The sequence below is a fragment of the Halomonas sp. ND22Bw genome (assembly GCF_003011945.1).
Classification (GTDB): Bacteria; Pseudomonadota; Gammaproteobacteria; order Pseudomonadales; family Halomonadaceae; genus Halomonas; species Halomonas halophila.
In genome coordinates this window covers 171,078-197,472 of sequence record NZ_PXWD01000003.1, presented here as the reverse complement: position 1 = coordinate 197,472, position 26,395 = coordinate 171,078, and the positions used below count along the sequence as shown (strand labels likewise).

20 protein-coding genes are annotated in these 26,395 nt (G+C 65.2%); 7 read left to right on the top strand and 13 right to left on the bottom strand.

Features of this window, described 5'->3' with window-relative positions:
• Positions 1-1,578 carry a sulfatase-like hydrolase/transferase gene (locus CVH10_RS05960; protein ID WP_106488107.1) on the bottom strand — a complete coding sequence of 526 codons (1,578 nt, stop codon included), beginning with the start codon at positions 1,576-1,578 and terminating at the stop codon, positions 1-3.
• Between the two features lie 272 nt (positions 1,579-1,850).
• Between CVH10_RS05960 and CVH10_RS05955 the strand changes: the two genes are divergently transcribed.
• The gene (locus tag CVH10_RS05955) at positions 1,851-2,645 is read left to right on the top strand and encodes a helix-turn-helix domain-containing protein (RefSeq protein ID WP_181244361.1); all 795 of its coding nucleotides are present in this window, start codon (positions 1,851-1,853) and stop codon (positions 2,643-2,645) included.
• A gap of 95 nt (positions 2,646-2,740) precedes the next feature.
• On the opposite strand, the gene CVH10_RS05950 is transcribed toward CVH10_RS05955, so the two are convergent.
• From CVH10_RS05950 to CVH10_RS05940, 3 genes are all read right to left on the bottom strand, one after another.
• Positions 2,741-3,754, bottom strand: coding sequence for a TAXI family TRAP transporter solute-binding subunit (locus CVH10_RS05950; RefSeq protein WP_181244360.1), 1,014 nt, complete (start codon positions 3,752-3,754; stop codon positions 2,741-2,743).
• 56 nt (positions 3,755-3,810) lie between these two features.
• The gene (locus CVH10_RS05945; RefSeq protein WP_369335740.1) at positions 3,811-5,682 is read right to left on the bottom strand and encodes a TRAP transporter permease; all 1,872 of its coding nucleotides are present in this window, start codon (positions 5,680-5,682) and stop codon (positions 3,811-3,813) included.
• A 282-nt stretch (positions 5,683-5,964) separates the two neighbouring features.
• Complete coding sequence (locus tag CVH10_RS05940) at positions 5,965-6,960, bottom strand: porin (RefSeq protein ID WP_106488103.1); 996 nt, start codon at positions 6,958-6,960, stop codon at positions 5,965-5,967.
• A 947-nt stretch (positions 6,961-7,907) separates the two neighbouring features.
• Here CVH10_RS05940 and CVH10_RS05935 point away from each other — a divergent pair.
• The 6 genes from CVH10_RS05935 (at position 7,908) to CVH10_RS05910 (ending at position 14,181) form a co-directional block, all read left to right on the top strand.
• Positions 7,908-9,044 (top strand): tyramine oxidase subunit B, encoded by a 1,137-nt coding sequence (locus tag CVH10_RS05935; RefSeq protein ID WP_106488102.1) that lies wholly within the window; start codon positions 7,908-7,910, stop codon positions 9,042-9,044.
• A 78-nt stretch (positions 9,045-9,122) separates the two neighbouring features.
• Complete coding sequence (locus CVH10_RS05930) at positions 9,123-9,548, top strand: Rid family hydrolase (protein ID WP_046078975.1); 426 nt, start codon at positions 9,123-9,125, stop codon at positions 9,546-9,548.
• A gap of 88 nt (positions 9,549-9,636) precedes the next feature.
• Complete coding sequence (locus tag CVH10_RS05925) at positions 9,637-10,932, top strand: FAD-binding oxidoreductase (protein WP_106488101.1); 1,296 nt, start codon at positions 9,637-9,639, stop codon at positions 10,930-10,932.
• 126 nt (positions 10,933-11,058) lie between these two features.
• Complete coding sequence (locus CVH10_RS05920) at positions 11,059-11,757, top strand: helix-turn-helix transcriptional regulator (RefSeq protein ID WP_237022336.1); 699 nt, start codon at positions 11,059-11,061, stop codon at positions 11,755-11,757.
• Between the two features lie 94 nt (positions 11,758-11,851).
• Complete coding sequence (locus CVH10_RS05915) at positions 11,852-13,159, top strand: aspartate aminotransferase family protein (RefSeq protein ID WP_106488100.1); 1,308 nt, start codon at positions 11,852-11,854, stop codon at positions 13,157-13,159.
• Entirely contained in the window at positions 13,156-14,181 is a 1,026-nt protein-coding gene (locus CVH10_RS05910; protein ID WP_106488099.1) for a phosphotransferase enzyme family protein, read from the top strand. Before CVH10_RS05915 ends, CVH10_RS05910 begins: the two co-directional genes overlap by 4 nt.
• Positions 14,182-14,347: 166 nt before the next feature.
• On the opposite strand, the gene CVH10_RS05905 is transcribed toward CVH10_RS05910, so the two are convergent.
• From CVH10_RS05905 to CVH10_RS05865, 9 genes are all read right to left on the bottom strand, one after another.
• Positions 14,348-15,760, bottom strand: coding sequence for an aldehyde dehydrogenase family protein (locus CVH10_RS05905; RefSeq protein WP_369335739.1), 1,413 nt, complete (start codon positions 15,758-15,760; stop codon positions 14,348-14,350).
• 73 nt (positions 15,761-15,833) lie between these two features.
• Positions 15,834-17,153 (bottom strand): hypothetical protein, encoded by a 1,320-nt coding sequence (locus tag CVH10_RS05900; RefSeq protein ID WP_106488097.1) that lies wholly within the window; start codon positions 17,151-17,153, stop codon positions 15,834-15,836.
• A gap of 240 nt (positions 17,154-17,393) precedes the next feature.
• Positions 17,394-18,881 (bottom strand): tripartite tricarboxylate transporter permease, encoded by a 1,488-nt coding sequence (locus CVH10_RS05895; RefSeq protein ID WP_106488096.1) that lies wholly within the window; start codon positions 18,879-18,881, stop codon positions 17,394-17,396.
• A gap of 14 nt (positions 18,882-18,895) precedes the next feature.
• Positions 18,896-19,441, bottom strand: coding sequence for a hypothetical protein (locus tag CVH10_RS05890; RefSeq protein WP_106488095.1), 546 nt, complete (start codon positions 19,439-19,441; stop codon positions 18,896-18,898).
• Positions 19,442-19,532: 91 nt separating this feature from the next.
• On the bottom strand, positions 19,533-20,480 hold the full coding sequence (locus CVH10_RS05885) for a tripartite tricarboxylate transporter substrate binding protein (protein ID WP_106488094.1): 948 nt from the start codon (positions 20,478-20,480) through the stop codon (positions 19,533-19,535).
• A 43-nt stretch (positions 20,481-20,523) separates the two neighbouring features.
• Positions 20,524-21,009 carry a universal stress protein gene (locus CVH10_RS05880; RefSeq protein WP_106488208.1) on the bottom strand — a complete coding sequence of 162 codons (486 nt, stop codon included), beginning with the start codon at positions 21,007-21,009 and terminating at the stop codon, positions 20,524-20,526.
• A 277-nt stretch (positions 21,010-21,286) separates the two neighbouring features.
• Positions 21,287-22,192, bottom strand: coding sequence for a helix-turn-helix domain-containing protein (locus CVH10_RS05875; protein WP_106488093.1), 906 nt, complete (start codon positions 22,190-22,192; stop codon positions 21,287-21,289).
• Positions 22,193-22,285: 93 nt separating this feature from the next.
• Positions 22,286-23,686, bottom strand: a complete 1,401-nt coding sequence (locus tag CVH10_RS05870) for an APC family permease (protein WP_106488092.1) — start codon at positions 23,684-23,686, stop codon at positions 22,286-22,288.
• 301 nt (positions 23,687-23,987) lie between these two features.
• Positions 23,988-26,297 carry a TonB-dependent siderophore receptor gene (locus CVH10_RS05865; RefSeq protein WP_219924683.1) on the bottom strand — a complete coding sequence of 770 codons (2,310 nt, stop codon included), beginning with the start codon at positions 26,295-26,297 and terminating at the stop codon, positions 23,988-23,990.
• Positions 26,298-26,395: the final 98 nt, after the last annotated feature.

Here is a 26,395-nt window from a genome sequence, read left to right as displayed (position 1 = left end):
TTACCAGACGCCGAACAGGTAGCCACGCTCATGCGCCCTGGCCGTGTTCGTCTCGACGCGCTGGTTGCTGACCGTGACTCGCAGCTTACGATCCCGGAACCACGCGTTGAGGGCCGACTCCAGCTCACGGCATACCTCGGCATTACGACCTTCCGGCACCAGGTCCTGCAGTTCATCGGGATCATTCTGTAGATCGAAGAGCTGCGGGCGGTGATGCTCGTAGTGGACATACTTCCAGCGTGCGTCGGTGACCATGTAGGCCTTGGCCTGATCGGGGGGGAGCTGGAGGGCGAGGCGTGCCGGCCGCCAGGCGTAGTCCGACTCGCTGAAGGCATGGGTGCGCCACTCGCCGCCCTGGCCGTGCACCACCGGCTGCAGGGAACGGCCCTCGAGGCGATGGTCCAGCGCCTGACTGTCGCCACCGGCGGCATCGACGAAGGTGGGCACCAGATCGATGGCTTCCACCAGCCGGTCGTCGCGGCTGCCGCGGGTACCGTCGGCCTGGCGACGCGGGTCGACCACGATCATCGGGATGCGTGCGCTGGGTTCGTGGAACATCTCCTTCTCGCCCAGCCAGTGGTCGCCCAGATAGTCGCCGTGGTCCGAGGTGACGACGATCAGGGTGTTGTCCAGCTGTCCGCGGTCTTCCAGGAAGGTCATCAGGCGGCCGATGTGGTCGTCCAGCTGGGTGATCAGGCCCATGTAGGTGGGAATGACCCGCTGCCGGACTTCGTCCCTGGCGAACTCCCGGGACTCGGTGTGCTGCATGAAGGCACCGACCACCGGATGGGGAGAGGCGGCTTCCTGCGCCGAGCGGACGGCGTCCGGGATATCCTCGACCCCGTACATGTCGTGGTACGGCGCCGGGGCCATATAGGGCCAGTGGGGCTTGATGTAGCTGAGATGCAGGCACCAGGGGGTATCACCGGCCTCGTCGATGAAGTCCATGGCACGGTGGGTGGTGTAGGCGGTCTCGGAGTGCTCCTCGCTGACCCGTATCGGCCGATCGCAGTGGCGCATGTGCCAGCCGCTCAGGATGTTGCCGTCATCGTCTTCGGCGGAGTTGGCGTAGTCGTGCCAGGGGTTGCGGCTGTCGTAGCCCTGGCGGCGCAGATACTGGTTGTACCTGAGGTCGGGGTCGGCGGACTGGTCGGGATGCAGGCCATCGTCACGCTCGAAGGGCTCGAAGCCGCACTGGCTGACCAGCACGCCCCGCGAGGAGTCGGGCGAGATGCCCAGATGGGCCATGCCCTCGTCGTCGCGCTTCATGTGGGTCTTGCCGACCAGGGCGACCCGGTAGCCGTGCGGGCGCAGATGGTCGCCCAGGGTGCGCTCGTCGACCCGCAGCGGGACGTTGTTGTAGCTGGCGCCATGGCTCGCCGCATAGCGACCGGTATAGAACGACATGCGGGAGGGGCCGCAGACCGGGGCCTGGCAATACGCGCGGGTGAAGTTGATGCCCCGGGCGGCCAGGGCATCGATGTTGGGCGTGCGGATGCTGGGGTGTCCGTTGCAGGCCAGGTAGTCGGCCCGCAGTTGATCGGCCATGATGAACAGGATATTCGGCTGTTGGGTCATAGTGGGCCTGTTGAATGGCATCTGGGAAAATCGGTGCCTCTTACTTTCTGTTCAAGTGGCGGAGCCTGCAATCCAGCCTTTCACCAAATGAAATTCAAGGCCTGAACGAACCGGCGTCGCGCTCTGATGGGGCCAAGCCCTATGGGGAAAAGCCGGGACAGGAATGGCGATGTAACATTCCCCGATCAAGCCGGGATGGCTCGGCCGAGAAGGGGAAGGCGGGCATTACGGCCGGTTGGCGTCTTTATCCATGCGTGATGAACAAGGGTGAGATGAACAAGAAGATCAGAGCTCTGGCACGAGGCCTGGATGTGGTGGCGGCGATCAACGATGCGAATGGGCCCGTATCTCTCAGTGATTTACACCAGGCGACGGGCCTGGATAGAGCCACCATCCTGAGGATCCTGGCCACCCTGGAGGACAAGGGGTGGGTTTATCGGGGGATGGGAGACAGCCGGTATCGACTCACCTACAAGCTTCACGAGCTGGGCGGGCACGTCAGCATGGACGATGCCATCGCGCATGCCGCCGCGCCCGTGCTGGATGCCCTGCAGCAGCAGCTCGCCTGGCCGTCTGACATCTCCGTCTACGACGGTGACGGGATGGCCATCATCGAGACGTCACGGCGCAAGAGCGCCTTCGTCATCAACCGCGAAGTCGTCGGCTACAAGCCCAGCATGCTGCAGTCGGCCATGGGGCGGGCCTTTCTGGCCTACTGCGATGAACGGACCCTTAACACCATCCTCAGGCGTCTCCAGAAGCAGGGGGGAGAGGATGCAAGGCTGGCCGCCGATCAGCAGTATGTGGCCGAGACGCTCGGCAAGGTCAGGGAAAAGGGGTACGCGGTGCGGGATCCGAGCCAGTCTTCTCTGCCCTCCGAAACCTCCGAGGAGTTCCAGGCGATCGCGGTGCCCGTCATCGTGCTGGGGGATGTCCAGGCGAGCCTGAATATCGTCTGGATGAAGTCGGCCTACAAGGACGTGGCGATCGAGGATCACTTCTTCCAGTACCTGAAGCCCGCCGCCGAGGAGCTTTCCCGAATCTTCCATGAGCATGGCATCTATTGAGCCAGGCGAGGGGCGGCTCGATCGAGACAGGCCCGGGGGGCGTGGCGGGGAGGTTGCGGCCCTGCACCCGGCCATGACCGGGTGCAGGAAAGCCCTTACCGTGCCTCGGGAGGGATCAGGCTCTCGGGAATGTCGAGACCGATTTCCTCGTAGTAGCGGATGGCACCGGGATGGAGCGGCGTGTCCATGTCCTGGAAGACCGTATCGAGAGACAGGTTGCGCATCTGCGGCACCGCCTCCTGCTTCTCCGCCAGGTTCTCCCAGAAGGCCTTGGTGATCGAATAGATGGCGTCTTCCGGCATGTCCTTGTTGGTGGCCATGCCGATGGTCACGCCGATGGAGCGTGCCGGTTCGACGTTGACCTGATTCTCGCCATAGATGCCGGCGGGCAGTTCGACGACGCGATAGCCGGGCCGCTGCAGGACGCTCGCCAGTTCCCCTTCTTCCACCTCCGGGATGCTCAGGAAGCGAATCTGGTTGCTCATCGCGATCTGGGTCAGGGCCGGGCTGGGCGCCTGGGTCGGGTTGAAGTAGGCATCCAGATTGCCATCCTGGAAGCTTTGCGCCGCGGCATCCCAGCTGATGTTGACGGCCTCGTAGTCCTCGTCGGCCTTGTAGCCCGTGATGGCTTCGATGAGCGGCTCGACGGTCTTGCGGGCCTGGCCGGTCGGCGGGCCGGTGAAGACGCGCTTGCCCTCGAGATCCTCGTAGGTCTCGATGCCCGAATCCGCGAACACGACGCCATGATAGAGCCCCATCGGATAGTTGAAGAGCAGGCGCAAGTTGCCGTATAGCTCGGAGGCTTGGGGCAGCGTTTCGAACATGCCGGTGCCGTTTCGCATCAGGGCCGCCAGGCCCGGGGAGAAGCTGGAGGTGAACTGGGTCATCCCCCGGGCGGTGGTGACGGCCTGTTCGGTGCCGCTGCCGGTGGCGTCGACCTGAATCCTGTTATCCGTGTGGTTGTTCACGATATCCGCGAACACGGTCGAGACGACATAGGGCGAGCTGCCGGTGCCCAGCGTCTTCAGCCGGTAGTTCGACTGTGCCTCCGCTGCCTCGGGGCTCAGTCCGAGCAGTCCGCTCAGCAGAACGCCACCCATTAATGCCATGGTCGAAGCTTTCTTTTGCATTGCCATTCTTGCACTCCTTCTCGGGCTTTTCTTGTTCAAAGGGATTTTGACGGGGAGAGGCTGCTGCGTGATGCCGCAACCAGCGTGCCTGCTCCCAGCAGAGCGCCCACCACCTGCAGTGGCAGCAAGGGGGCCACGAGCGTGATGGACACGATGGCGGATATGGCCCACCAGGCCTGTCCCAGGACGCTGATCCTGGCGATCAGGTAGGCCGCCAGGGCGAGCCGGAGGATCGACCAGACGAACTCGACGAGCGAGAAGTCGGTGATCAGCAGCATCGAGGGGCTGTAGACGAACACGAACGGGGTCAGGAAGCCGATGAGGGCCAGGCGCCCCATGGCCGTCATGCCGATCGCCATGGGATTGGCTTGCGCGATGGGAGCCGCCGCGAAGGCGGCCAGCGCCACGGGGGGCGTGATGGCCGACAGTACGGCGAAATAGACGACGAACATGTGGGCCGCGATGGTGGGCACACCGAGGGCTTCCACCGCCGGCCCCATGATCAGGATGATGATCAGGTAGGCCGGAACGGTGGGCATGCCCATCCCCAGCACCAGGCATGCCAGTGCCATCAGCAGCAGCGAGAGGAACAGCGAGCCATCGGCCACGGCCTGCACCGATGAGGCGAAGCGCAGTCCCAGCCCCGTCAGGTTCATCACCGCGATGATGATGCCGACGGCCCCCACGGCGACCAGGATCGTGCCCCCCGCGTTGGCGCTGCTGCCGACGATGTTCAGCAGGGCCTTGAGGTTGCGGGCCCGGGGATTGAACAGCAGCCCCAGCGCCACCGCGGCGCCGATGGCCCAGAGCCCGGCCAGGGCCGGAGAGCGCCCCTGCATCATCATCACCACGATCAGGGCGAGGGGAACCACGAAGGCCGAGAGCAGCAGCCAGTCCTGACGGCTCAGGCTCGGCAGGGTGGCTCGATCGGGCGCCTTGATGCCCGCGCGACGCGCCTCGGCGCCGACGCTGGCGAACAGGCTGCCGTAGAACAGCAGGGCTGGAATCAGGGCCGCGAGGCAGATCTCCAGATAAGGAATGCCGGTCATGTCCGCCATGATGAAGGCGACGGCACCCATGATCGGGGGCATGATCTGCCCCCCGCTGGAAGCGGCGGCTTCCACGGCACCGGCGAAACGGGCGCTGAAGCCGCTCTTCTTGATCATCGGCATGGTGACGACGCCCGTCCCCACCACATTGGCCACGACGCTGCCCGAAACGGTGCCGAACAGGCCGCTTGCCATCACCGCGGCATAGGCCGCACCGCCGCGCAGCCGACCGAGGCTGCGCAGCGACAGGTTGAGCAGCACCTGGCCAATGCCCAGGGCCTCGAGCACGGCGCCGAAGATGATGAAGACCAGGATGGTGCTGGTGACCACGGCCAGGGGTTGACCGAAGACGCCGTCGAAGCTGTACCAGAAGGTCTGGAGCATCTCGGGGTAGGAAATGCCCGCATGACTGAGAAATCCCGGCAGGGCATCCCCGAAATAGGCATAGGCGCTCACCAGCAGGGCGACGATCACCAGCGGAACGCCGATGACGCGGCGCGTCAGCTCGAGCAGCGCCAGCATGCCCGCCAGGCCACACCAGAGGTCGAGCGGCTGGAGAAAGTAGAGCCCCGACTCCAGCCGCCCCGAGATGATGAAGTAGCGCCAGGCCGCGATGACGATCATCGCCACCAGGGCGATATCCAGGAGCCGCCGAAGGAGGGAGGCGGGCTGGCGCAGGGAGTGCAGCAGCAGGAACAGCGCGCCCAGGGAAAAGCCGCCGACGCGCACCAGCGCATCGTCGAACACGCCGTATTTTGCGGTATACAGGGCACCACCGATCAGCAGCGCCCCGACCAGGAACATCAGGGGGGTGATGAGCATCGTCAGCGGAGAACGGTCTCGGGGAGGAGCTGACATGGCGTTTTCCTCTTTCAAGTGTTTGTAATTATTGGTTTTTGTGTGGGATTTTCGTTTTGTGAAGATTTTAATATCCCCAACGTTAGGCAGGCTGGGGACGGGGCGCAATGCCGGTTTTCACAAGATGAAACAGGGGTGAGGGCGCCATGTCGTGTGCAGCGTCATCCGCTGTGAGTCTAGCGGCAATGGTGGCGAGCCGGCCGTCATGCCCGCTGCCGTGCTTCGCACGGCAGGGCAGCGATATCGGGCGCGTGCGCCCGGTATCGCCGAGGACGACAGGCGTCAGAAGCTGACGCTGATCCCCGTGGCCAGGTTGTCGTCGCTGTTCTGGTAGCTGGCGGCCTCGAGGAAGGCGTAGACCCGGTCATTGAAATGATGGCGGACGATGCCGGTGACGTTGCTGTTGTCGGCATCGCCCGGCTTGTCGTTCTCGGCGTAGCCGAGCGAGGCCGACCAGGCGTCGGTGAAACGCGCCGAGGCGTTCACGCCCCAGGCATCGAAGCCGCGGTTCGTGCCGTCGGCACGGTCGTCATTGTGCTCGTAGACGCCGCCGAGGCGGATCATGCCGAAGTCATAGCCGAGCCCGAAGGAGGTGCGGGTGAGGTCGTAGCCATCGCCCGCGGGCGTATCGATCCGGGTGTGGCCGATACCGGCATTCAGGGGGCCCTGATCATAGACCAGGCGCCCGGTCACCACGTCGAGCTCTTCGCCGTTATGGTTATCCGGCGTCAGAGCCGCAGCGATGAACCGGAAGCCGTGGAACTTGGGGGAGCCATAGGAGAGTACGTCCGTGCCTTGTTCAGACTGGCCGAAAATGGCGTTCTGACCCGTCTGCTTGTGCAGGCGGTTGTACTCGAAGGTATCGATGTTGCGATAGATCTGCCCCCAGAACCCCGAAGGGGCTCTCGGCTGCAATCCCAGGCTGCCGTAGTCGGTCAACAGAAAGACCCTGGCGGTGCGGACATAGATCTCGCCCTCTTCCTGGGCATGCGCCCCGGGCGTCCAGGTCTGGGCGTCCACCGAGTTGATGGCATTGGCGAAGTCGCCGACCAGCTCATAGCGGATACGCAGGTCGTCGTTGACCCGGTAGAGCCCATCCACGCCGGCTTCCGCCTTGAAGGCCCAGAGATCGCTGTCGCGATCATCGACGTCGAGGACGCCGCCACTCAGCGTGCCGGAGAAATGTGGCCCGGCGTGCGGTGCATCGGCCACGGCCTGGGCGGGCATCGTCAGGAAGAGCGCCAGGGGCGCCAGGGCTAGGCGTGTCGCGGTTGTCATTATGTATTCCCATGATGGCTGTTGTTGTCGTTGACATCGGGTGTCGCGGAGCAAGGCTCTGAAATAAGCGATCGTGGATCAATTCGCTTTTTCACTGTGTGAAAAAGCGGCGAGTCCACATGCCGTCATGGGCGAGAGGGTTTTGCCGTCGTGTCGCCGAGTGTCGGTGACATCGTGAACAAGAAGAGATTGCCGAGAGCCAATACGACTCTGCAGCAAGTGGTATCTGATCGAGCTTCAGTGAAGCCGTCTTGGGTTTTGTGCGAAAAGTTGGCGAGCGATGGCCAGGGCCAGGCCCGTTCCCGGCGGGCCAACGCACTTTCCACCTCCCTGTGGGTCGCAAGGTAAACATCGGTGAAAAGGCGGAGTTCACGTGGTGTCAATGAGGCCTTTGAGCCGATTTTTAACGCCGTATGGGCGAGCGCAGACCGTATTCGTACAGGACCCAAGACAAGCGTATCGCTTTTGATATTCCGCCATGCCTGACAAGGCTGGGCCGGCCATGTCTTCTCTTCCCTCGCCGCATCCGCGCGATGGTCTCCGGAGGTGTGACCTCGTTGTCGGAGATGGTTTCATCAACCATTTGATGCTGAAGGGAATTATTTCTTCACGGGGCCTGGGTGATGGCTGGCCGACGGGCCTTCTGCATGCCCGTTTCGAGGCCTTCGTATCGTGGAAACTCCGGGCCAGGTTGTCATGATCGACCATCGGAGGTCCCGAGGATGAATTGCCGATTTGTGCTAACGCCGGCGTCGACTGACACGCACTATGTCAGTCGATAAGAAGCTCCCGCTGAGGCTCGCCGGCCGTCATCTCGCTCGTCTCGAACCGTCGATGCCGCCAGCCCGATGCCCAGGAGCGAGTTGACGATGAGGCTCGGCAGCGCCACCCATCCACTGGCCGAGGGCCTGCGAGCTTCACACCCAACAACAAAGCGGAATTCCAGCATGGCCAACGATACCCGGATCGACTTCATCTATCTCTCCGAGCAGGACATGATCCGTGCCGGCGTCACCGACATGGCTGCCTGCGTGGACACCATGGAGGAGATGTTCGGACTGCTCTACCACGGCGACTACCGCATGGCCGGCCCCAACAACGATTCGCACGGCGCCATGATCATGTTCCCGGAAGATTCGCCCTTCCCCAACATGCCCAAGCCCACCGCCGATCGTCGCATGATGGCCATGCCGGCCTATCTCGGCGGCAGCTTCTGCACCTCGGGCGTCAAGTGGTACGGCTCCAATATCGCGAACAAGGAAAAGGGGCTGCCGCGCTCCATCCTCATGTTCACCCTCAGCGACGCCGATACGGCCGCGCCCCTGGCCTACATGTCGGCCAACCTGCTGTCGGCCTACCGCACCGGGGCGGTGCCCGGCGTCGGCGCTCGCCATCTGGCGCGCAAGGATTCGAAGGTCGTGGGCATCTTCGGGCCCGGCGTGATGGCGCGCACCTCGCTGGCCGCCTTCATCGCCGCCTGTCCCCAGATCGACACCGTCAAGGTCAAGGGACGTGGCAAGAAGAGCCTCGAGGCCTTCATCGAGTGGGTCCATGACAACTACCCGCAGCTCACCGTCCAGGTGGTCGACGACATCGAAGCGGTCGTGCGCGACTCCGACATCGTGACCTACTGTGCCTCCGGGGAAGTGGGCAATCCCGACGACTACCCGCTGGTCAAGCGCGAGTGGGTCAGCCCGGGCACCTTCCTGGCCATGCCGGCGCCGTGCAACTTCGATGCCGGCATGGAAGCGCCGGACGTGCGCAAGGTGCTCGACAACACCGGCCTGTACGAGGCCTGGTACGAGGAAGTCCCCAAGCCGGCTCACCACTGCATTCCGCTGGTCGGCATGAAGTTCATGGACATGATCGAGGAAGGCCGCTTCTCCGCCGATGGCCTCGAGGATCTGGGCGCGATCGTGGCCGGCGATGCCCCGGGCCGCCAGAACGACGACGAGATCATCATGATGTCGGTCGGCGGCATGCCGGTCGAGGACGTGGCCTGGGCCACCGTGGTCTATCGCCGGGCGATCGAACAGGGCATCGGCGTCAAGCTCAACCTCTGGGACACCCCTGAGCTCCGCTGAGACCAGGCGCAGGCTCCCCGGCCATCGCCGTCCGGCGATGGCCCCTTTTTCCATCCGATGACGTTACCGGGAGAGATCATGACCCATATCGTGAAGGTCAAGACAGGTTCGAAGTTCGAAACCCACGCCAGCTATTCGCGGCTGGTGGCCGTCGACAACTGGATCCTCGTGTCCAACACCGCGGGGCGCAACCCCGAGACCAAGGAGATCCCCGAGGACGTCAGCGAGCAGCTGCTGCAGGTCTTCGCCAACATCGAGACCGCGCTCGGCTCCGTGGATAGCGGCCTGGCCGACATCGTATCGGCGAAGATCTTCATCCAGAATCCGGCCGACACCGAGACCGTCATGACCCTCTTCGGCCAGAAGATGCGCGGCGTCGATCCGTCCATCACCGTGACCTGCCCGCCGCTGGGCTCCGAGGTCTACAAGGTGGAGCTGGAAGTGACCGCCTATCGTGGCGCCGGCCGCGCCGACGTGGAGCGGATCGACACCTCCGCCCAGTAAGGCGGCCGCTCGTTCTTGCCGCGGTGACCGGCCAACAGGGCCGGCCGCCGCGCGCTCGTCGTTCACCGACTCGTTCAGGATTCCCGCCATGGCAGCACCGACCATCGAGCCCGTTCAAACGTCCACCGACTTCCCCGCCTCGACCACCGTGGTCATCATCGGTGGTGGCATCATCGGCCTGACGGCGGCACTGGCCCTGTCAGAGCGCAACATCCCGGTGGTGGTGCTCGAGAAGGGGCGTATCGCCGCCGAGCAGTCCTCCCGCAATCTGGGCTGGATTCGCAAGACCAGCCGCCAGCTGGACGACGTGCCCCTGGCGTTGGCCTCGGATCGGCTGTGGGCCGGCATGCCCGAGCGTGTGGGCAGCGATGTCGGCTATCGTCAGACGGGCATCATGTTCCTGGCCCGCACCGCCGAGCAGCTGGCCGCTCACGAAGCCTGGCTGACGTCGGTCGAGTCGCTGTCGCTGGACTCGCAGCTGCTCAGCGCCAAGGACATCGATCAGCGGGTGCCCGGCGGCCGGGGCGAGTGGGCGGGCGGCATCTTCACCGGCTCCGACGGCCGGGCGGAGCCGACCCTGGCCTCCAGTGCCATCGCCAAGGCCGCCATGGCCAAGGGCGCGGTGATCGTCGAGAACTGCGCGGTGCGCACGGTGTCTCGGTCGGCCGGCAAGGTCAGCGGCGTGGTGACCGAGAAGGGCGAGATCCGCTGCGATCAGGTGCTGCTGTCCGGCGGCATGTGGTCCCGGCGTTTCCTCGGCAACCTCGGCGTCTCGTTGCCGGTCCTGCCGCTGATCTGTTCGGTGTTCAAGACGACGCCGATGGAAGGGCCGACGGACATCGCCGTCGGCGGCCCCGATTTCTCCTTCCGCAAGCACCAGGACGGCGGCTTCATCGTCACCCAGCGCGGTGCACTGGATGCTCCCCTGATGCTGGATCACCTGCTGGTCGGGTCACGCTACCTGGGATCGCTGCGCTCCCAGCGCCACCTGCTGCGGATCTCGCTGGGCAAGCATTTCCTGCGCGACCTGGCGCTGCCGAGGCGCTGGCGCGGCGGCAAGACCTCGCCCTTCGAGCGCGTCCGGACCCTGGATCCGGCGGCCAACTCGACGATCAACGCCGAGGCCCAGCGCAATCTCTCCGCCGCCTGGCCGATCTTCGAGCAGGCCACCGTGGAGTCGGCCTGGGCGGGGATGATGGACATCACGCCGGACTCCAACCCGGTCATCGGGCCGGTGCCCGGTATCCCGGGGCTGAGCATCGCGTCCGGCTTCTCCGGACACGGCTTCGGCACCTCGCCGGCGGCGGGGCAGCTGGCGGCCGACCTGCTGTCCGGCGAAACGCCGATCATCGATCCGTCCCCCTACCGCTTCGAGCGCTTCTGAGGGCCAGCCCCAGGCGCTCACGCCGGGCGTCGCTGCCGCATGAGGCGGCGCCTGCGGAGGGCGGCGGCCCGCTTCATGCCGGTCACGCTGCCCGCGGTCGTGGACTCCGAAGAAGGCTTGCGCATCATGAACGATCACCCGGATGCCCAGCGCTTTCAGCGTGAAACCCTGGCCTTGATCGGCCGCCTGGTCCCCCTGAGCGGTTCGGCATTCTTCCTGGTCAACCCGGACATGCGGCATGCCGGCACCCTGCTGTATAACCTGCCCCCGGATGCCGAGCGCGAGTATTGCACCGAGTACGGTGCCCTGGATCCGCTGCACCCCGAACGCTTCGCCGGCCGTGACGACACCGTGGTGACGCTGGACTCGCAGATCGATCCGCACTTCCTGAAGCAGACGCTCTATTACCAGGAGTTCATGGTGCCGCATAACCATCGTTACGTGGCGGACATGTTCTTTCGTCGCGAGGGGCGGATCATCGCGGGCATCACCATCCTGCGCGAGGCATCGATGGGGAATTTCCGGCCGCAGGAGCTGGAGCTGCTGCGCCAGGTCCAGCCGTTCATCGAATTTTCCCTCAACGCGACCTACCTGCCCCAGCGCGACCGGGAGCGGGAGGGCGTCGCCGCGACCTATGGCCTGACCGAGCGTGAGCTGGATGTGCTGGAGTTCGTGCTGCGCGGCGGCGGCAACAAGGAGATCGCCCAGCGGCTGTCGCTGGGCCTGGCGACGGTCAAGACCCACCTCCACCATATCTTCCGGAAGGTCGGCGTGCGCACTCGCAGCGAGCTGGTCGCGAGAGTGCTGGCGGACCTGAATCGTTGAACTCCACCCTCTGATGGATGCCGTCTCGTGGCGGAACACCGAATACTGGTCTCGCATTCATCGCTCGTTTCTCGCTGAGGAGGCGACTCACACTATGGCCGACGATCAGGCTAAGGATCTTCTTTCCAGAAGATATCGCGTCATGGGGCACCACTCACCGCTGTTTTACGACAAGCCGTTGCATCTGGTGCGCGGCGAGGGCGTCTGGCTCTGGGACAGCGAGGGGAAGCGGTATCTGGACGTGTACAACAACGTGCCCCACGTGGGGCACTGCCACCCCCGCGTCGTCGAGGCGATGCACCGCCAAGCCTCGACCCTCAACATCCACACCCGCTATCTGCACGACAACATCGTCGATTACCTCGAGCGGCTGACCGGCACCTTCGACGACGGCCTGCAGATGGCCATGCTGACCTGTACCGGCAGCGAAGCCAACGAGCTGGCGCTGCGCATGGCGCGCTTCTGTACCGGCGGGCAGGGCATCATCGTCACCGACTTCGCCTACCACGGCAACACGGAGGCGGTGGCCGAGATCGGCACCGGTTTCATGCCGGAGGCCCGGACCACCAGGCGCGTGAAGTCGTTCCCGATCCCGGACGCCTATCGTCCCCTCGACGGGCTCTCGGGCGAGGCCCTGGCCCAGGCCTATGCCGACCGGGTCCAGCAGGCGATCGATGAATTCCACGCCGACGGCATCAAGGTGGCCGGCATTCTGGTGTGCCCCGACTTTGCCAACGAAGGCCTGCTCGACGTGCCGCCGGGCTTCCTGGAGAAGGCCGTGGCGAAGGTCCGCCAGGCCGGCGGCGTGTTCATCGCCGACGAGGTGCAGGCGGGCTTCGGCCGCAGCGGCCGGCATTTCTGGGCCTACCAGTGGTACGACGTCACCCCCGACATCGTCACCATGGGCAAGCCCATGGGCAACGGTCACCCGCTGGCCGGCGTGGTGGCGCGTCCCGAGATGATCGAGGCGTTCAGCAAGGAGGCGATGTACTTCAATACCTTCGGCGGTACGCCGGTATCCACCGCCGTCGGCATGGCGGTGCTCGATGCCCTGGAGGAAGACAACCTGATGCAGAACGCGGTCACCACCGGCGCCTATGTGGCCGAGGGCCTGCGCAAGCTGCAGCGGAAGCACGAGCTGATCGGCGAGGTCCGCGATCTGGGCATGTTCTTCGGCGTGGAGCTGGTCAAGGATCGCGCGACCAAGGCGCCGGCCCAGGCCGAGACGCGTCGCCTCATCAACCTGATGCGCGACAAGGGCGTGCTGATCAGCAAGATCGGCGTCCATGACGCCATCCTGAAGCTGCGCCCCCCCATGCCGTTCCAGACCGAGCACGCGGATATCCTGCTGCACACCCTGGATGAGGCCCTGACGCAACTGACCGAGGAGGTGACCGCATGAGCACGTTCGACAACCTGTCCCCGGAGCATCAGGGCGTTCATCTGAAGGAGCTGGCGCAACGCTCCCTGCGTCACTGGGGGCTGGAAGGCAGCGAGCTGTCGCTGGTGAAATACCGCGAGAATGCGGTCTACCAGGTGTCCGCCGGAAACGGTGAGCGCTACGCCCTGCGCATCCACCGCCACGGCTATCACAGCCTCGCCGCACTGCAATCCGAGCTGCAGTGGATGGCGGCGCTGAACGACAGCGGCATCGCCGTCCCCGAGGTCTTGCCGACGACCGACGGCCGCCTGCTGGTCAGCGAGTCCACCGAGGTCATCACGGCGCCTCGCCATGTCGATCTCTTCACCTGGGTCGACGGGGCTCCCCTGGGGTCCGAGGAAGAGGGTCTGGGCGACAACGCCGAGCATGTCGACAAGCTGTATGCCGACCTGGGGCGGACCGCCGCCGAGCTGCACAACCAGTCGAGCCGCTGGGCGTTGCCGGAAGGGTTCGAGCGACACGCCTGGGACCATGACGGCCTGGTGGGGGAGGCGCCCTTCTGGGGGCGCTTCTGGGAACTGGAACTGCTGAACGACGCTCAGCGGCGGCTGATGGAAACGGCGCGTGACCGCATCAGCCGCGAGCTGTCGGAGGTCGACCGCTCGCCCCAGCGCTATAGCCTGATTCACGCCGACTTCGTGCTGGAAAACCTGATGGCCGATAACGGTCGTCTGCGTCTGATCGATTTCGACGATGCCGGGTTCGGGTGGCACATGTTCGAGCTGGCCACGGCCCTCTACCACATTCAGGAAGAGGCCTGCTATCCGGTCGCCAAACAGGCGCTGATCGACGGCTATCGGGAGCGCCGGGCCCTGTCGGACGACGATCTGGATCGCCTGGAGCTGTTCCTGACCGCGAGAGCCTGTACCTACCTGGGCTGGATCCGCAGCCGCCAGGAAACCCATACCGCGCGTGAGCTGGCGCCCGAGCTGATCCGTCGCGCCTGCGAGCAGGCGGAACGGTATCTGTCCTCCCGGCCCTGACGACCGGCGTGGCGCCGAGGGGCCGCTGCCACATGGCAGCGGCCCCTTGCGTTTGCACCAGCGCAGGGGAACGGTCTTCCGCCGTCGACGCCGAGCATAAAAAAGGCTCCCGGATGGGAGCCAAAAGCAGCCTCTTGATGCAAGAGGTGCCCGAGAGATGCTCGGTTCACTTACGAGAATTGATCACCTGGAGCTGGGTGTATTCCAGCAGCCCCTCGAGGCCGAATTCGACGCCGACCCCTGACATCTTGCTGCCGCCGAACGGAATGTTCGGCAGTACCTCGGCATGGTTGTTGATCCAGACGGTGCCGCATTCCAGCTGCGTGGCGAGGCGGTTGGCCAGCTCGAGATCCGATCCCCAGACCGAGCCGCCGAGACCGAAGGCGCCGTCGTTGGCCATGCTGACGGCCTGCTCGAGGTCGCGATAGGCGACGACTGGCAACACCGGCCCGAACTGTTCCTCATCGACCAGGCGATGGCCGTTGGAGACGTCCGCCACGATGGTGGGGGGATAGAAATAGCCTGGCCCCCGGGGCGCCTCGCCGCCGCAGACGATGCGTCCACCGTTGGCGCGGGCGTCCTCCACCAGTGCCGAGACGAGCCGGTGCTGGTCGGCATTCTGCACCGGGCCGAAGGTGGTGTCGGGGTCGAACCCGTCGCCGACCTTCTGCCGGGCGGCCAGCTCGGCCAGCCGGGAGCACATCGCCTCGTACTGGCTCTCGTGGACATAGAGCCGCTTGAGGGCGGCACAGGTCTGGCCCATGTTGATGAAGGCGGTATCGAAGATGCGTTCCGCGACCGCGTCCAGGTCGGTATCGGGAAGCACGATGGCGGCATCGTTGCCGCCGAGCTCCAGGGTGAGACGCTTCAGGTTGCCGGAGGCGTTGGTCATGATGCGCTGGCCGGTGGGGGTCGAGCCGGTGAAGATGACCTTGTCGATATCCTCATGCGCGCTGATCGCGCTGCCGATCTCGGCCTCGCCCATCACCACGTTCACGACCCCCCCCGGCAGCACCTCGTTGATGACCTCGACGAGGCGCAGCGTGTTCAAGGGCGTCAGGCCGGAGGGCTTGGACACGACCGTGTTGCCCGTGCGGAGTGCCGGCATGATGTGCCAGATCGCGATCATCAGCGGCCAGTTCCAGGGCGTGATCGAGGCCACGACGCCCAGCGGTTTGCGGCTGGCCGACACCTGCCGGCTGTCGCTGTCCTCGAGCAGGGGCTCGGGGATCTCCAGGTCGGCGTTGTAGCGCGTCCAGGCGGCGGCGGCGCCGACTTCCATCTGCGCGAGCGCAAGCGGCTTGCCCTGTTCCTGCACGATGATCCCGGCCAGCTCGTCCGCGTGCTCGTCGAGGCGGTCGGCGATCCGATGCATGAGCCGGCGCCGCTCCGCATCCGGCGTCTGGCGCCAGGTCGCGAAGGCGCGCCGTGCGGCAGATACGGCCTGGTCAAGCTGTTCGACGCTGGCCATGTTGCACTGGCAGATCGCCTCTTCCGTGGCCGGGTTGATGACCGAGAAGGCGTCCCCGGCGCCGATCACGGGGGACCCGTCGATGAGCATTGAACGTTGAGTCGTCATGAGTGGCAAGGCTCCTGACCTGCGAGGATGAGGGCCCGCAGGCCCTCGTCACGAGGTCGTTTCAGGGTTTCGTTTAGAACGGCACGACCGCGATCAGCTGTGCGTAGACGTTGGTGTCGTCGTTGCCGATCTGCGTACCGCCATTTTCATCGCTGTGGTCCGGCGAGTAGAACCCGACCAGCGGGCTGACGATCAGGTGCGGATTCACCACCCACTCCGCGTACAGGTCGACTTCCTGGCCATCGAGACCGCCACTGCCCCCGGTGGTGTCGCTGAAATCGAAGAACAGCGCGCCCAGGCTCAGGGTCTCCGTCGGTGAGGCCTTCAGGCCCAGGTGATGCACATCGGCATCCGAGTTGAACGGGCCGGCATAGTTGGCCGCCACTTCGCCCTGGAACCAGGTGCCGTAACCGCGGTTGAAGCCGAAGAACAGCGGGTCGAAGCCTTCGTCGAAGGTCGAGTAACGGTAGTTGACGCTGGGCGACCAGGGCAGCTCGGCAAAGGTCCAGCCGGCTTCCAGGTACCAGGCGTCACCGTCGGTGGAGTCGTCGCCCTGATCCTGGGTCACGAACTCACCCGACAGGAACAGGTTGTCGACGCCGGCATTGCCCTGATAGCGCAGGCTGACCGTCTCCTGGCCGTCCCGGTTGGCGTATCCGAAGTCCTCGTTGACGCCCAGGCCCTCGAGATAGGTCATGCCGAAGGTCCCTTCCGGGATGACGTACTCGAGGTTGAGGCCGGCCAGTTCGGTTTCCGCCTGGCCCTTGTTGTCGGATTCCAGCCAGAACAGATCGCTGCGCAGGCCTTCGCTGCCGCCGATGCGGGCGATGGCGGTGCGGTCGAAGGCCTTGCGCGCGGCCAGCCAGTAGGCGCCGCCACGGTCAAGATCGTTCCCCAGGGCATCGCCGAGGTTCAGGGCGTCGCCGTTGATCAGGAAGCCGTCGCCGATGACGAAGCTCTGGCGGCCGAAGGAAAGGTCCAGCCCATCCTGACCCAGAACCGGGATCAGGTTGCCGGAACGCCAGCCCACGTAGGCGTCTTCCAGCTCGGTCTCGGATTCATCGCCGGAGGTGAAGCCCCCCGCATCGCCATCGCCCCAGGTCGCGGAGCTGACGAGGTTCAGGGCGCCATAGAGGCTGGCCCCGGAGGAGAAGGCATGCTGGCCGGACAGGCCATACTTGAGGTAGCCCTCCTGCCAGTCGGAGCTTCCGCCTTCCGAATTGGGCCGGTAGCTCTCCTGGCTGGAGAACACCCCCAGTACCGCCTCGATATCCAGGTTCAGCTCGGTGCCCGCTTCGCTGTAAAGGTTGTAGGCGGACGCGGAGCCGGAGGCGGCGGCGATGGCGGAGCCCAGCAGGATCGCACTCACGGAGGGCTTGATGTTTTTCTTCATGAAGTTTTCCCTTGGTATGGCCGTTTTTATCGTTGAGTAGCGCGGCCTTCTAGCCGGCCACGGAGAGGCGTTGTGTCATGGCATCGGAGGCCTCGTCGTGCACAGGTTCTCGCGGCGCCGATGCCGACTCATGGAACAGAAAGAGGGCTCGCGTCCGGTGGTTGTCATGTCGCCCGTCCGCTTGAGCGCGAGACGTGGCACGGAGTCGCAGGGAAGCTGTTGTCAGGCGCCGAGCCCTTCTCATGCCCTGGAATCCCGGCGCTGGCGCAGCTGGCTCCAGGCGAAGATGCCGATCGACAGCACGATCATGATCACCAGGGTCAGGCTGATTGGCCGCTGAAGGAAGATGGTCAGATCGCCTCCGGCGACGCCCAGCGCCTGCTGCGTGCGCGTCAGGAACAGCGGCCCCAGTACCAGCCCAAGGATGATGGGAACGGCGGGGATCTGATTGCGCTTGAGCACGTAGCCGAAGATGGCGAAGCCGAGTGCGATCAGGCAGTCGCTGTACTGATAGTTCTGGCTGTAGCTGCCGATGAAACCGAGCACGAGAATGAAGGCACCGATGAAGCGCCCCCTGACGCGAGTCAGGTTGACGATCCACTTGGTGGCGAAGGTCAAGTAGGCGAACACCACCACGTTCATCATCAGCAACGAGATATACAGGCCGGAGATGAATTCCGGTCGTTCCACGAACAGCGTCGGGCCAGGGATATAGTTGTGCACCATGAAGACCGCCAGCAGCATGGCCATCAGGGCATCGGCGGGAATGCCGAATGCCAGCAGCGGCACCATCACGGAAGCGGTGACGGCATTGTTGGAAGTCTCCGAGGCGATCAGGCCAGCAGGAGCACCGTTACCGAACTCCTCCGGCGTCCTGGAGAACTTCTGTGCCAGGGTGTAGGAGAAGAACTGCGACCCGAACTCGCCCACGCCGGGCAGCAGTCCCATGATCACGCCGAGGGCGGCCGAGCGGGCGACGGTCAGCTTGTGCTTGAGCAGGTCGAAGACGCCGGAAAACAGCCCGCTGCCGGACAGCTTCGTCTCCTGCGCGTCGTTGCTGCGCTGTGACAGCAGGATGAACGCCTGCGACATGGCAAACAGGCCGATCACGGCGGGCACCAGGGGGATGCCCGAGAGCAGCCAGCTTTGTCCGAAGGTGTAGACCTGGGTGCTGTAGGACAGGTCCAGGCCGATGGTGCCGAGGAAGATGCCTACCCCCAGCATCATGGCCGCCTCGACCACGTGCTTGCGATGGGCCAGGACGACGAAGATCATGCCCAGTGCCGCCAGCATGGCGAACTCGGCGGAGCCGAACTTTCGAGCGATCTGGGACAGGGCCGGCGCCAGCAGGATCAGGGAAAAGACGCTGATCAGGCCGCCGACGAAGGACGAGGTATAGGCGATGGACAGCGCTCGGCGGGCCTCGCCGCGCTGTGCCATCGGATAGCCGTCATAGGTCGTCAGCACCGCCACCGGCGTGCCGGGCGTGTTCATCAGGATGGCGGGAATGGCGCCGCCGTACCAGGCGCCGCCATAGACGCCCAGCAGCAGGGAGACGCCGGGCAAGGGCTCCATGGCGAATGTCATCGGCAGCAGGATCGCCATGACGCCGGCGGGTTCCAGCCCGGGAATGGAGCCGATAGTGACGCCGATGAGAGCCCCGATGACGATCGCCAGCATGACGTCCAGGGTGGCCACTTCATTAAGGCCTAGCAGTAGTGCATCCATGATGCTGGAACCTCTCAGAGATAGCGGTTGGCGAAGTCGGCCAGGTGATCGGGCAGCAGCGAATACAGCCACACGTCAGGCATCCAGACGGATACGGTGACCCGGAAGATGAGCACCAGCGCCATCAACGTACCGATGGTGGCGACCAGCCAGGTACGGTTCAGGAGTCGAGAGAGCCACAGCAGCACGGTGACGAAGATGAAGGTGGCCGGCACGAAGCCGATGAGAGGCAGCGACTTGATGTAGAGGAAGAACAGCAGCGACGAGATCAGGGCCGTTCGATAGCTGTCCAGCAGCCCCACCAGCGTTTCGAGCGGGTTGCGCCGAAACAGGGGGCGGCGGCCCTGGCGGATCTCGCGTCGCGTCAGTTGCACGGCGCGATAGGCCGAGAAGATCGCCAGGGTTCCCAGGCCCAGCAGGGCTCCCATCATGGGCTGTGTGTACCAGCCTCGCCGGGTCTCTACCCAGGCGGCCTGGTCGGGAACGAGTATCAGCAGCACGACGGATACGAGGAACAGTATCCAGTAGATGTCGGCTTTGACGGTGGTCTGAGTTGGCACGGCAGCAACCTTCCGAGGCGTCGGGACACGATGGGGTGACGAACGGAGCGGGAATGCGGCCGGTCTCCCGGGCCGCATTCCCGCCGGCGGGTTACCGGCTCATGAACTCGAGCAGTGCCTCGGAGTTCTCGAAGTCCCGGGCCACCATCTCCTCGGCTTCTTCGCCGCCGATCCAGTAGATGCCGGCGCCGGTCGACTCGCTCAGTTCGCGTACGCGATCCGATTGCAGGGCCGCCTGGGCGATCTCCGCGATCCGGTCCTTCACCTCCTGCGGGGTCCCGGCTTTCACGAACAGGCCGTTCCAGGTGGTCTGAGTGATGTCCGCCTGCTCGGTCAGGGTGGCCACGTCCGGTGCGATGGTCAGACGCTCCTTGGTCAGGGAGGTCAGCAGCTTGACCTCGCCGGATTTCAGGCAGGAAAGGATCAGCTGGGTGGTCGTGTTGATGATATCGGCGTCACCGGTCGCCAGGGTGGTGCAGTTGTTCTCGTCGAACGCGGAATCCGAGGCGATACGGATGCCCTTGCGCTCCGCGGCCTGGAAGGTGACGGCCGTCGGCAGTGCCTGGTAGCCGAAGTGGCCCAGGGTGATGTCGTTATCCTGGGAGTACTCGGCCAGCTCCTCCAGGTTGTCGTAAGGGGCATCGGCTTCGGCGGCGATCACGAAGGGGTAGTCGAGGAAGATGCCGACCGGTTCGAAGGTGGAGCGGTCGTAGGGCGCGTTGCCGGTATGGATGTGGGCGGTGAGGATATCCGCGACGAAGGAGCCGATGGTCTGGCCGTCCGGGCGTGACTGGGCGACGTCCAGCGCACCCACGATGCCGGCGCCGCCGGGCTTGTTGATGACGGAGGTCGGTGTGCCGGTCTGGTCCGTCATTTCCTCGGCGATGATGCGCGTGAGGATGTCTTCCAGGTCGCCGGGCGGCCAGGGGACGACGAACTGGACGGGGCGTTCGGGATATTCCGCCATGGCCGGCGCGGTGGCCAGCAGCGGAGAGAGGGCCAGGGTGGCGATGGACAGGGTCTTTGTCAGCTTTTTCATGGTCTTCCTCTATTGTTGTAGCGTTGTTGAAGTTGGCCGGGTTTTAGCCCCCGAGGGGGACGATCAGGACCGGTATCCTTGTCTGCTGCATGACTTTCTGCGTGGTCGAGCCGAGGAATAGCCGGGAAGCGGCCGACCCGCCGCGATCTCCCATCACGATCATGTCCGCCTGCTGCTGCCGGGCAACGTTGACGATCACCTCGTCGGGGCGACCGGTGGCGACCTCGATCTCCGGCGGCTGATTCAGCCGAATGTCGTCGGGAATCTCGCAGCGCAGGAAATCGGAGATCCGCTGCTCGATCTTGTGGTGATACTGGTCCAGCAGTTGGCGGGTGTGCTTGAGCTGTGCCTGGGAAAGCAGGTAGTCGCGCACCATGTCGTGGGTATCCGTGCCCATCGGTTCGATGGCATGGAGGAAGATGAGTCGGGCGTCATGCTTGACGGCCTGCTCGATGGCCATTCGGAAGGCCGGGCGGCTGCCCTTGGTGATATCCGATGCATACACGATCGTTTTTATTGTCGGCAGCATGGCGTCGGACCTCTCTTGGATCGCAGTGTGCGGGATGAGAGGGGGTGACCCCCTGCCGTCTTTCCCCCTGGAAGCGGACATCGCGCCGCGGGTGAAAACCGGCATCCCTCGAACGTGCCTCGTTCCTGAGGCATGTTGCATGGCCGGGAACGCTGGCGTTAGCACTAATCGGCAATGTCTCTGTCGTCGGCAGCCATGGAGGTGGCACGCGAAACCGGGGCGCCGTCAGGCGCCCCGGCAGGGGGGGCGTCACCGAAGCCGTTCCGGCGAGATCTTTCTATGCCGCCTGGAGGCGGCGCAGGGTGGTGGAGGGGGGCTCCTGAAACAGGCGCCGGTACTCGCGGCTGAAATAGCTCTGGTGGAAGAAGCCCTGCTGGGCGGCGGCGTCGGCGATGCACTGGGAGGGGTCCTGCAGGAGACTTCTGCGCACCGCATTGAGCCGCAGCGCACGCAGGTAATGGACCGGCGAGAGCCCGGTTTCCACCTGGAAGCTGTACTGCAGGGTGCGGCGGGAGATCTTCAGCCGCTGACACAGGTTCATGATCGAGGGCGGATCGTCCGGCTGCTCTCGGGCCAGCGCATGGCAGCGGTCGACGATGTAGCGGCGGGTGCGGTAGCAGGTGTCGTCGAGCCGCGGTGAGCGCGAGGCGTCGCCCAGCAGCAGCTCGACGCCCTCCTCGAGCTGGCGCGAGAACGTGCGCTGCAGGGCCGGCGACGGCGCCTCCTGCGAGGCGAGCAGGTAGTCCGTCATGGCCTGCCACTGTGCCTTGACGTCGGCCAGCAGCGAGGCGGGCGCCTCGAGCCGGCGCAGACGGTGGTCGTCGCGCTCGAGCCATTCGTAGCGGTGGCGATCGATCGACACCACCAGCAGGTCGTAGTTCGCCGGTGCCACGCCCCGGAACTCTTCGCAGTGCGGCAGCACGTTGATAGCCTCGGTCTGAAACAGCGAAGGGCTCGGCCAGTGGATCGGCAGCACCAGGTGCCATTGCGATTCCGGGAAGTGCATCAGGTGCGACAGCCCGAGGTTGCCGCTTTCGCGGAACAGCCTTATTTCCTGGCCGCTGACATCGACGATATCGCCGGAGAAGTGTCCGGCTTCGATCTGGTCGTATTCCTGCTGCCAGCCGCTCAGCCGCTGGGCATGCTCGGCGACATCCTCGCAGTGATGAAGTGAGACGGTCATCGGCAACGCCTCCTGAATCGTGTTGTTGTCGTTATCGCGACCGCGAGATCGCCGGATCGCCGGCGGTCTCGCGGTCGGTGGTTCGTGCCGGGGTCAGTCTGTCATGTCCGGTTCGAAGAGCCCCTTCTTCATCTTGAGCTTAACCCAGAACAGGGCGATCACGGCGACGATGCCGAGGACCGCCCCCAGCAGGGTGTAGACGGTGGCCGTCAGGTCCGGCGAGGGGGACGCATGGGCGGCCACGTATCCCATTCCGATGATCCCGATGATCTGCGGGATGGGGTAGAACGGCGTCCGGTAGGGACGGGCGTGCGACGGCTTCCGGAACCGCAGCACGACGACGTTGATGTGGGCGACGATGTAGGCCAGCAACCAGCTGGTCGAGGCGCCGATCAGCAGCAGCACGATGTTGTCCGGGCTGACGAGCAGGAAGGGCGCCGCCACGATCACGGCCAGGAACAGGATGCCGACCCAGGGCGTGTCGAAGCGGCGGTGCTTCCGGCCCATGATGCCGAAGGCCTGGCCGTTGTCGGCCATGCCGGCGATCATCCGCGGTACCGAGGCGAGCACGGTGTTGACGGTGCTGCAGGTCGCGGTCAGGCCCATGACGGTGGCGATGATCAGCCCCACCTTGCCGAAGACGCCGTCCACCAGGTCCAGATAGGGCAGCGACGATGTCGTCAGCGTCTCTTGGGAAAGATAGCGCCCGCCGCCCAGGCTGAACAGGGCGAACAGGGCGAAGATGACGAGCAGCGACACGAACATCGCGCGCGGCACGCGGCGTTCCGGCTGGCGGATGTCCTGGATCAGGGGGCAGATGAACTCGCAGCCGACGAACAGCCACATCGCCAGCGCCGTCAGGCCGATGAAGCTGCCATCCAGGATGCCCTCCAGGCCCCAGTCGATGCCGGCCGCCGCCTGGGCGGTCGGTGCCGAGGGTGTCTCCAGCAGCGCCGTCGCCCCGACCAGCAGGATGGCCGCGATCATCGAGAAGGTGAACAGGTTCTGCAGCCGGGCGAAGACATCGGTGCCGAGGATGTTCAGCGCCGCCAGGCCGAACAGCAGCAGCAGCGGCACCAGGTAAGGGGGAAGCACCTCGGGGAAGAGCGTCTGCAGCAGGGCGTCGACCATGATCAGTTCCGCCGAGAGGCCGAACATCGCCACCACCACGTAGCCTGCGAACACCGACACGATCGCCGGGAAGTGGCCGATGGCCTTCTGCGTGTAGGTCGCCAGGGTTCCCGTGGAGGCAGGGTACATCAGGGAAAGTTCGGAAAAGCTGATGGCGTTGCAGAAGGCGAAGATCAGCGCCAGGACCATGGCCGCCAGGAAGCTCAGGCCGCCGATGCCGAAGCCGATCAGCGACGAGGCCATCGCGCCCTGTACCACCACGCAGCCGACGCAGACCGCCATCATGGTCTTGAAGCCGATCGTGCCTGGCCGCCCCACGGTACCGCTAGCGGCTGGCGTCCGGTCCACCATCGTGCTGCTCATGTCGAATCTCCTCAGGCTCTTGTGCCTTCTTTGTTGTGCCCAGCCTCTGTCGTTTCAGCAAACCAGAGAGACGTCGACTCCAATCTGCCTGCAATCGGAAGTCACGTCTTGACTGCCACTGCCAGGCAATTGGTGTTCCCTGCCAGCGGCGGGCCGGAGGCTTGCCGGTGAGCGGGACGGAGGCAACGAGGACAGGGCGTCGAGCTTGCGGTCCGGCAGTGACCGCCGAGCGGCGCCCGCGAAGGGGAAGGGGCGTGGCGGCGGGGGACATGGCCGCCCCTGGCAGGGGCGGCGGCGGGTCTCAGAACGAGGTGCGCAGGGTCAGGGTCGCGCTGCGAGGGCTGCCGTAGATGGCGCCGGCATAGAAGCCGTAGCGGTCGTAGTAGTGCTGGTCGAACAGGTTGTCGACGTTGAGGCTCAGGCGGGTGTCGTCGGTGATGTCGTAGCGGGCCATGGCGTTCCAGATCGCATAGCCCGGCCACTTGACCGCGGTGGAGCCGGTGCTGACGCCATGGCTGGGCTGCCCCGCCGGGCTCGAGACGGCATCGATATGGCTCTGGGCGTAGACGCCGCCGCCGAAGGTCCAGCGGTTGAGCCGGCCGCCGGGTTCATAGGTCGTCGACAGCTTGAACAGATGCGAGGGATCGCTGCGGCCGTCGCTATCCACCCGGCGAAAGTGCAGATAGGTGTAGCCGCCGTAGACGTTCCAGTTCGGCGTGATGGCACCGGCCACTTCCAGGTCGACCCCCTCCGTCTCGTTGCCGGTGCCGGATTTGTAGGCCTGGGCCCCATCGGGCGTGAGGTTGCCGCCATCCATCACCGCCAGGTGTTCCTGGCGGGTGCGGAAGAGCGCGGCGGAGGCGTTCAGCTGACCGTCGAACCATTCTCCCTTGATGCCGGCTTCGTAGCTGTCGCCCTCGACGGGATCGACGGTGGCGCCGCCGGTGTCGCGCTGGCTCTGCGGCGTGAAGATGTTGGTGTAGCTGGCGTAGAGCGAGTAGCGGTCCGACAGGTCGTAGATCGCCCCGGCGTAGGGCGTGAAGACGTCGTGTTCGTGACGGCTCGTGGTAGCGCCGTCATAGGCGTCGGTGTCGGTCTCGTAGTCGCTGACGCGCCCGCCAAGGATGATCGACAGCGGCTCGGTGACCTCGAGTCGCGTCGCGGCATAGAACCCGCGCAGCCGGGTCTCGGTAGTCTTGACCCGCCCGGTGCGGGAGGCATCCAGGCGGATGTCGTCGTCGACGCCGTGACGCCAGTCGGAGATCGCCAGGCCGTTGGTGGCGCGGAACATGCAGTAGGAGGAGGACTCGGAGGCCGTGCCGCTGGACATCGTGCATTCCTGCTCCGGGGTGCGCTCGCGCGTGCGGCTCTCGCTGGCGCCGAGCATCAGGTCGTGCCGCCGCCCGAACAGGTCATACGCGCCGCTCAGGTCGACCCCGACCGAGCGCTGTCGCGTCTCGTTCCTCTCGCGCAGGGCGTTGAGGATCGCCCCGCCGCCGTCCTGATCCCAGTAGCCGATGAAGCCGCCTGAGGGGCCGCGGTTGACCTTGGCCAGGGCGAGATTGTTGAGCGCGTCGGTGTCGCTCTGGGCCGCGTGAACGTCGAGGGTCCAGTCGTCGTTGAAGGCATGGTTCAGCGAGGCGAAGACCGTGTTGGTCCTGGACTCGGCATGGCTCCAGTCCGGCGCCAGGTTGGTGCTGCGCGAGAGGTGCGTCCTGCTGCCGTCGGCGAACCAGATGGGCACGTTGGCGCCCCAGCCCGCGCCGTCGGTCTTGCGATACTCGTATTGGTAGCCGAGGCCGAGGGTGGTGTCGTCGGTCGCATCGAAGGCGAGATTGGCCAGCACCGCACGACGGCGTTCGGACTCGTTGTCGCGAAAGGTGTCCCCCTCCTGCTGGGTCACCACGACGCGCGAGCGAACGCGGCCATCCTCGGTCAGCGGCACATTGAGGTCCGCCCCGACCCGCGACCGGTCCCAGCGTCCATAGGCGCCGTAGACGCTGCCGCCGAACTCCCGTTCCGGGCGCTTGCGGATCAGGTTGACCGTTGCCGAGGGATCCCCCGTACCGCCCAGCAGCCCGTTGGCGCCGCGCACGATGTCGATGCGCTCGTAGAGGTCCATGTTCAGGGCGTTGCCGCCGCCGCCGAATCCGGAATCGCCGGAGAACTGCAGCCCGTCGACCTTCCAGTTGCCGATGTCGTAGCCGCGCGCCCGGAACGACGTGCGCACGCCGACCTCGGCCTTGCTTGCCGTGATGCCCGGCGTGAGCTCCAGGGCATCCTCGATATCCACCGCCTCACGGTCGTCAAGCTGCTGCCGGGTGATGCTGGTGACCGACTGCGGCGTTTCCCGAGGCGAGAGCGCAAGACCGGTGGCGCTGCTCGTCTCGGGAATCGTGTAGCTCCGCTCGGGTGCCGCCTGGCGTCCGGCCTCGACCGTCATGGGAGACAGCTGGACGGGCGATTCGTCGTGGTTGGCATCGGTTGGTGTCTGGGCCACGACCGCCGTGCTGAGCATGCAGCCGCCGAAGGTGGCGGCAAGGGCACCGGTGAGCGGCTTTGCTGGTGTCCTGGCGGCGTTTCCGGTGGCCTGCGAGGCGCGATGTTTCATGAACGATCCTGTTCGAAATAATAATGATTAGCGTTTTACTGAATGAGAACCGACGATTATATTGACGCCTCAGGCGGAGAACCTTTGGCTCTGTGGGG

What these genes read in the sequence shown, in the direction of transcription:
- CVH10_RS05920 (WP_237022336.1), top strand. Translation starts at nt 11,059, where the DNA reads ATGAACGATCACCCGGATGCCCAGCGCTTTCAGCGTGAAACCCTGGCC.
- CVH10_RS05930 (WP_046078975.1), top strand. Translation starts at nt 9,123, where the DNA reads ATGACCCATATCGTGAAGGTCAAGACAGGTTCGAAGTTCGAAACCCAC.
- CVH10_RS05940 (WP_106488103.1), bottom strand. Translation starts at nt 6,960, where the DNA reads ATGACAACCGCGACACGCCTAGCCCTGGCGCCCCTGGCGCTCTTCCTG.
- CVH10_RS05915 (WP_106488100.1), top strand. Translation starts at nt 11,852, where the DNA reads ATGGCCGACGATCAGGCTAAGGATCTTCTTTCCAGAAGATATCGCGTC.
- CVH10_RS05885 (WP_106488094.1), bottom strand. Translation starts at nt 20,480, where the DNA reads ATGAAAAAGCTGACAAAGACCCTGTCCATCGCCACCCTGGCCCTCTCT.
- CVH10_RS05905 (WP_369335739.1), bottom strand. Translation starts at nt 15,760, where the DNA reads ATGACGACTCAACGTTCAATGCTCATCGACGGGTCCCCCGTGATCGGC.
- CVH10_RS05880 (WP_106488208.1), bottom strand. Translation starts at nt 21,009, where the DNA reads ATGCTGCCGACAATAAAAACGATCGTGTATGCATCGGATATCACCAAG.
- CVH10_RS05895 (WP_106488096.1), bottom strand. Translation starts at nt 18,881, where the DNA reads ATGGATGCACTACTGCTAGGCCTTAATGAAGTGGCCACCCTGGACGTC.
- CVH10_RS05910 (WP_106488099.1), top strand. Translation starts at nt 13,156, where the DNA reads ATGAGCACGTTCGACAACCTGTCCCCGGAGCATCAGGGCGTTCATCTG.
- CVH10_RS05950 (WP_181244360.1), bottom strand. Translation starts at nt 3,754, where the DNA reads ATGGCATTAATGGGTGGCGTTCTGCTGAGCGGACTGCTCGGACTGAGC.
- CVH10_RS05960 (WP_106488107.1), bottom strand. Translation starts at nt 1,578, where the DNA reads ATGACCCAACAGCCGAATATCCTGTTCATCATGGCCGATCAACTGCGG.
- CVH10_RS05900 (WP_106488097.1), bottom strand. Translation starts at nt 17,153, where the DNA reads ATGAAGAAAAACATCAAGCCCTCCGTGAGTGCGATCCTGCTGGGCTCC.
- CVH10_RS05935 (WP_106488102.1), top strand. Translation starts at nt 7,908, where the DNA reads ATGGCCAACGATACCCGGATCGACTTCATCTATCTCTCCGAGCAGGAC.
- CVH10_RS05875 (WP_106488093.1), bottom strand. Translation starts at nt 22,192, where the DNA reads ATGACCGTCTCACTTCATCACTGCGAGGATGTCGCCGAGCATGCCCAG.
- CVH10_RS05925 (WP_106488101.1), top strand. Translation starts at nt 9,637, where the DNA reads ATGGCAGCACCGACCATCGAGCCCGTTCAAACGTCCACCGACTTCCCC.
- CVH10_RS05945 (WP_369335740.1), bottom strand. Translation starts at nt 5,682, where the DNA reads ATGTCAGCTCCTCCCCGAGACCGTTCTCCGCTGACGATGCTCATCACC.
- CVH10_RS05865 (WP_219924683.1), bottom strand. Translation starts at nt 26,297, where the DNA reads ATGAAACATCGCGCCTCGCAGGCCACCGGAAACGCCGCCAGGACACCA.
- CVH10_RS05870 (WP_106488092.1), bottom strand. Translation starts at nt 23,686, where the DNA reads ATGAGCAGCACGATGGTGGACCGGACGCCAGCCGCTAGCGGTACCGTG.
- CVH10_RS05955 (WP_181244361.1), top strand. Translation starts at nt 1,851, where the DNA reads ATGAACAAGAAGATCAGAGCTCTGGCACGAGGCCTGGATGTGGTGGCG.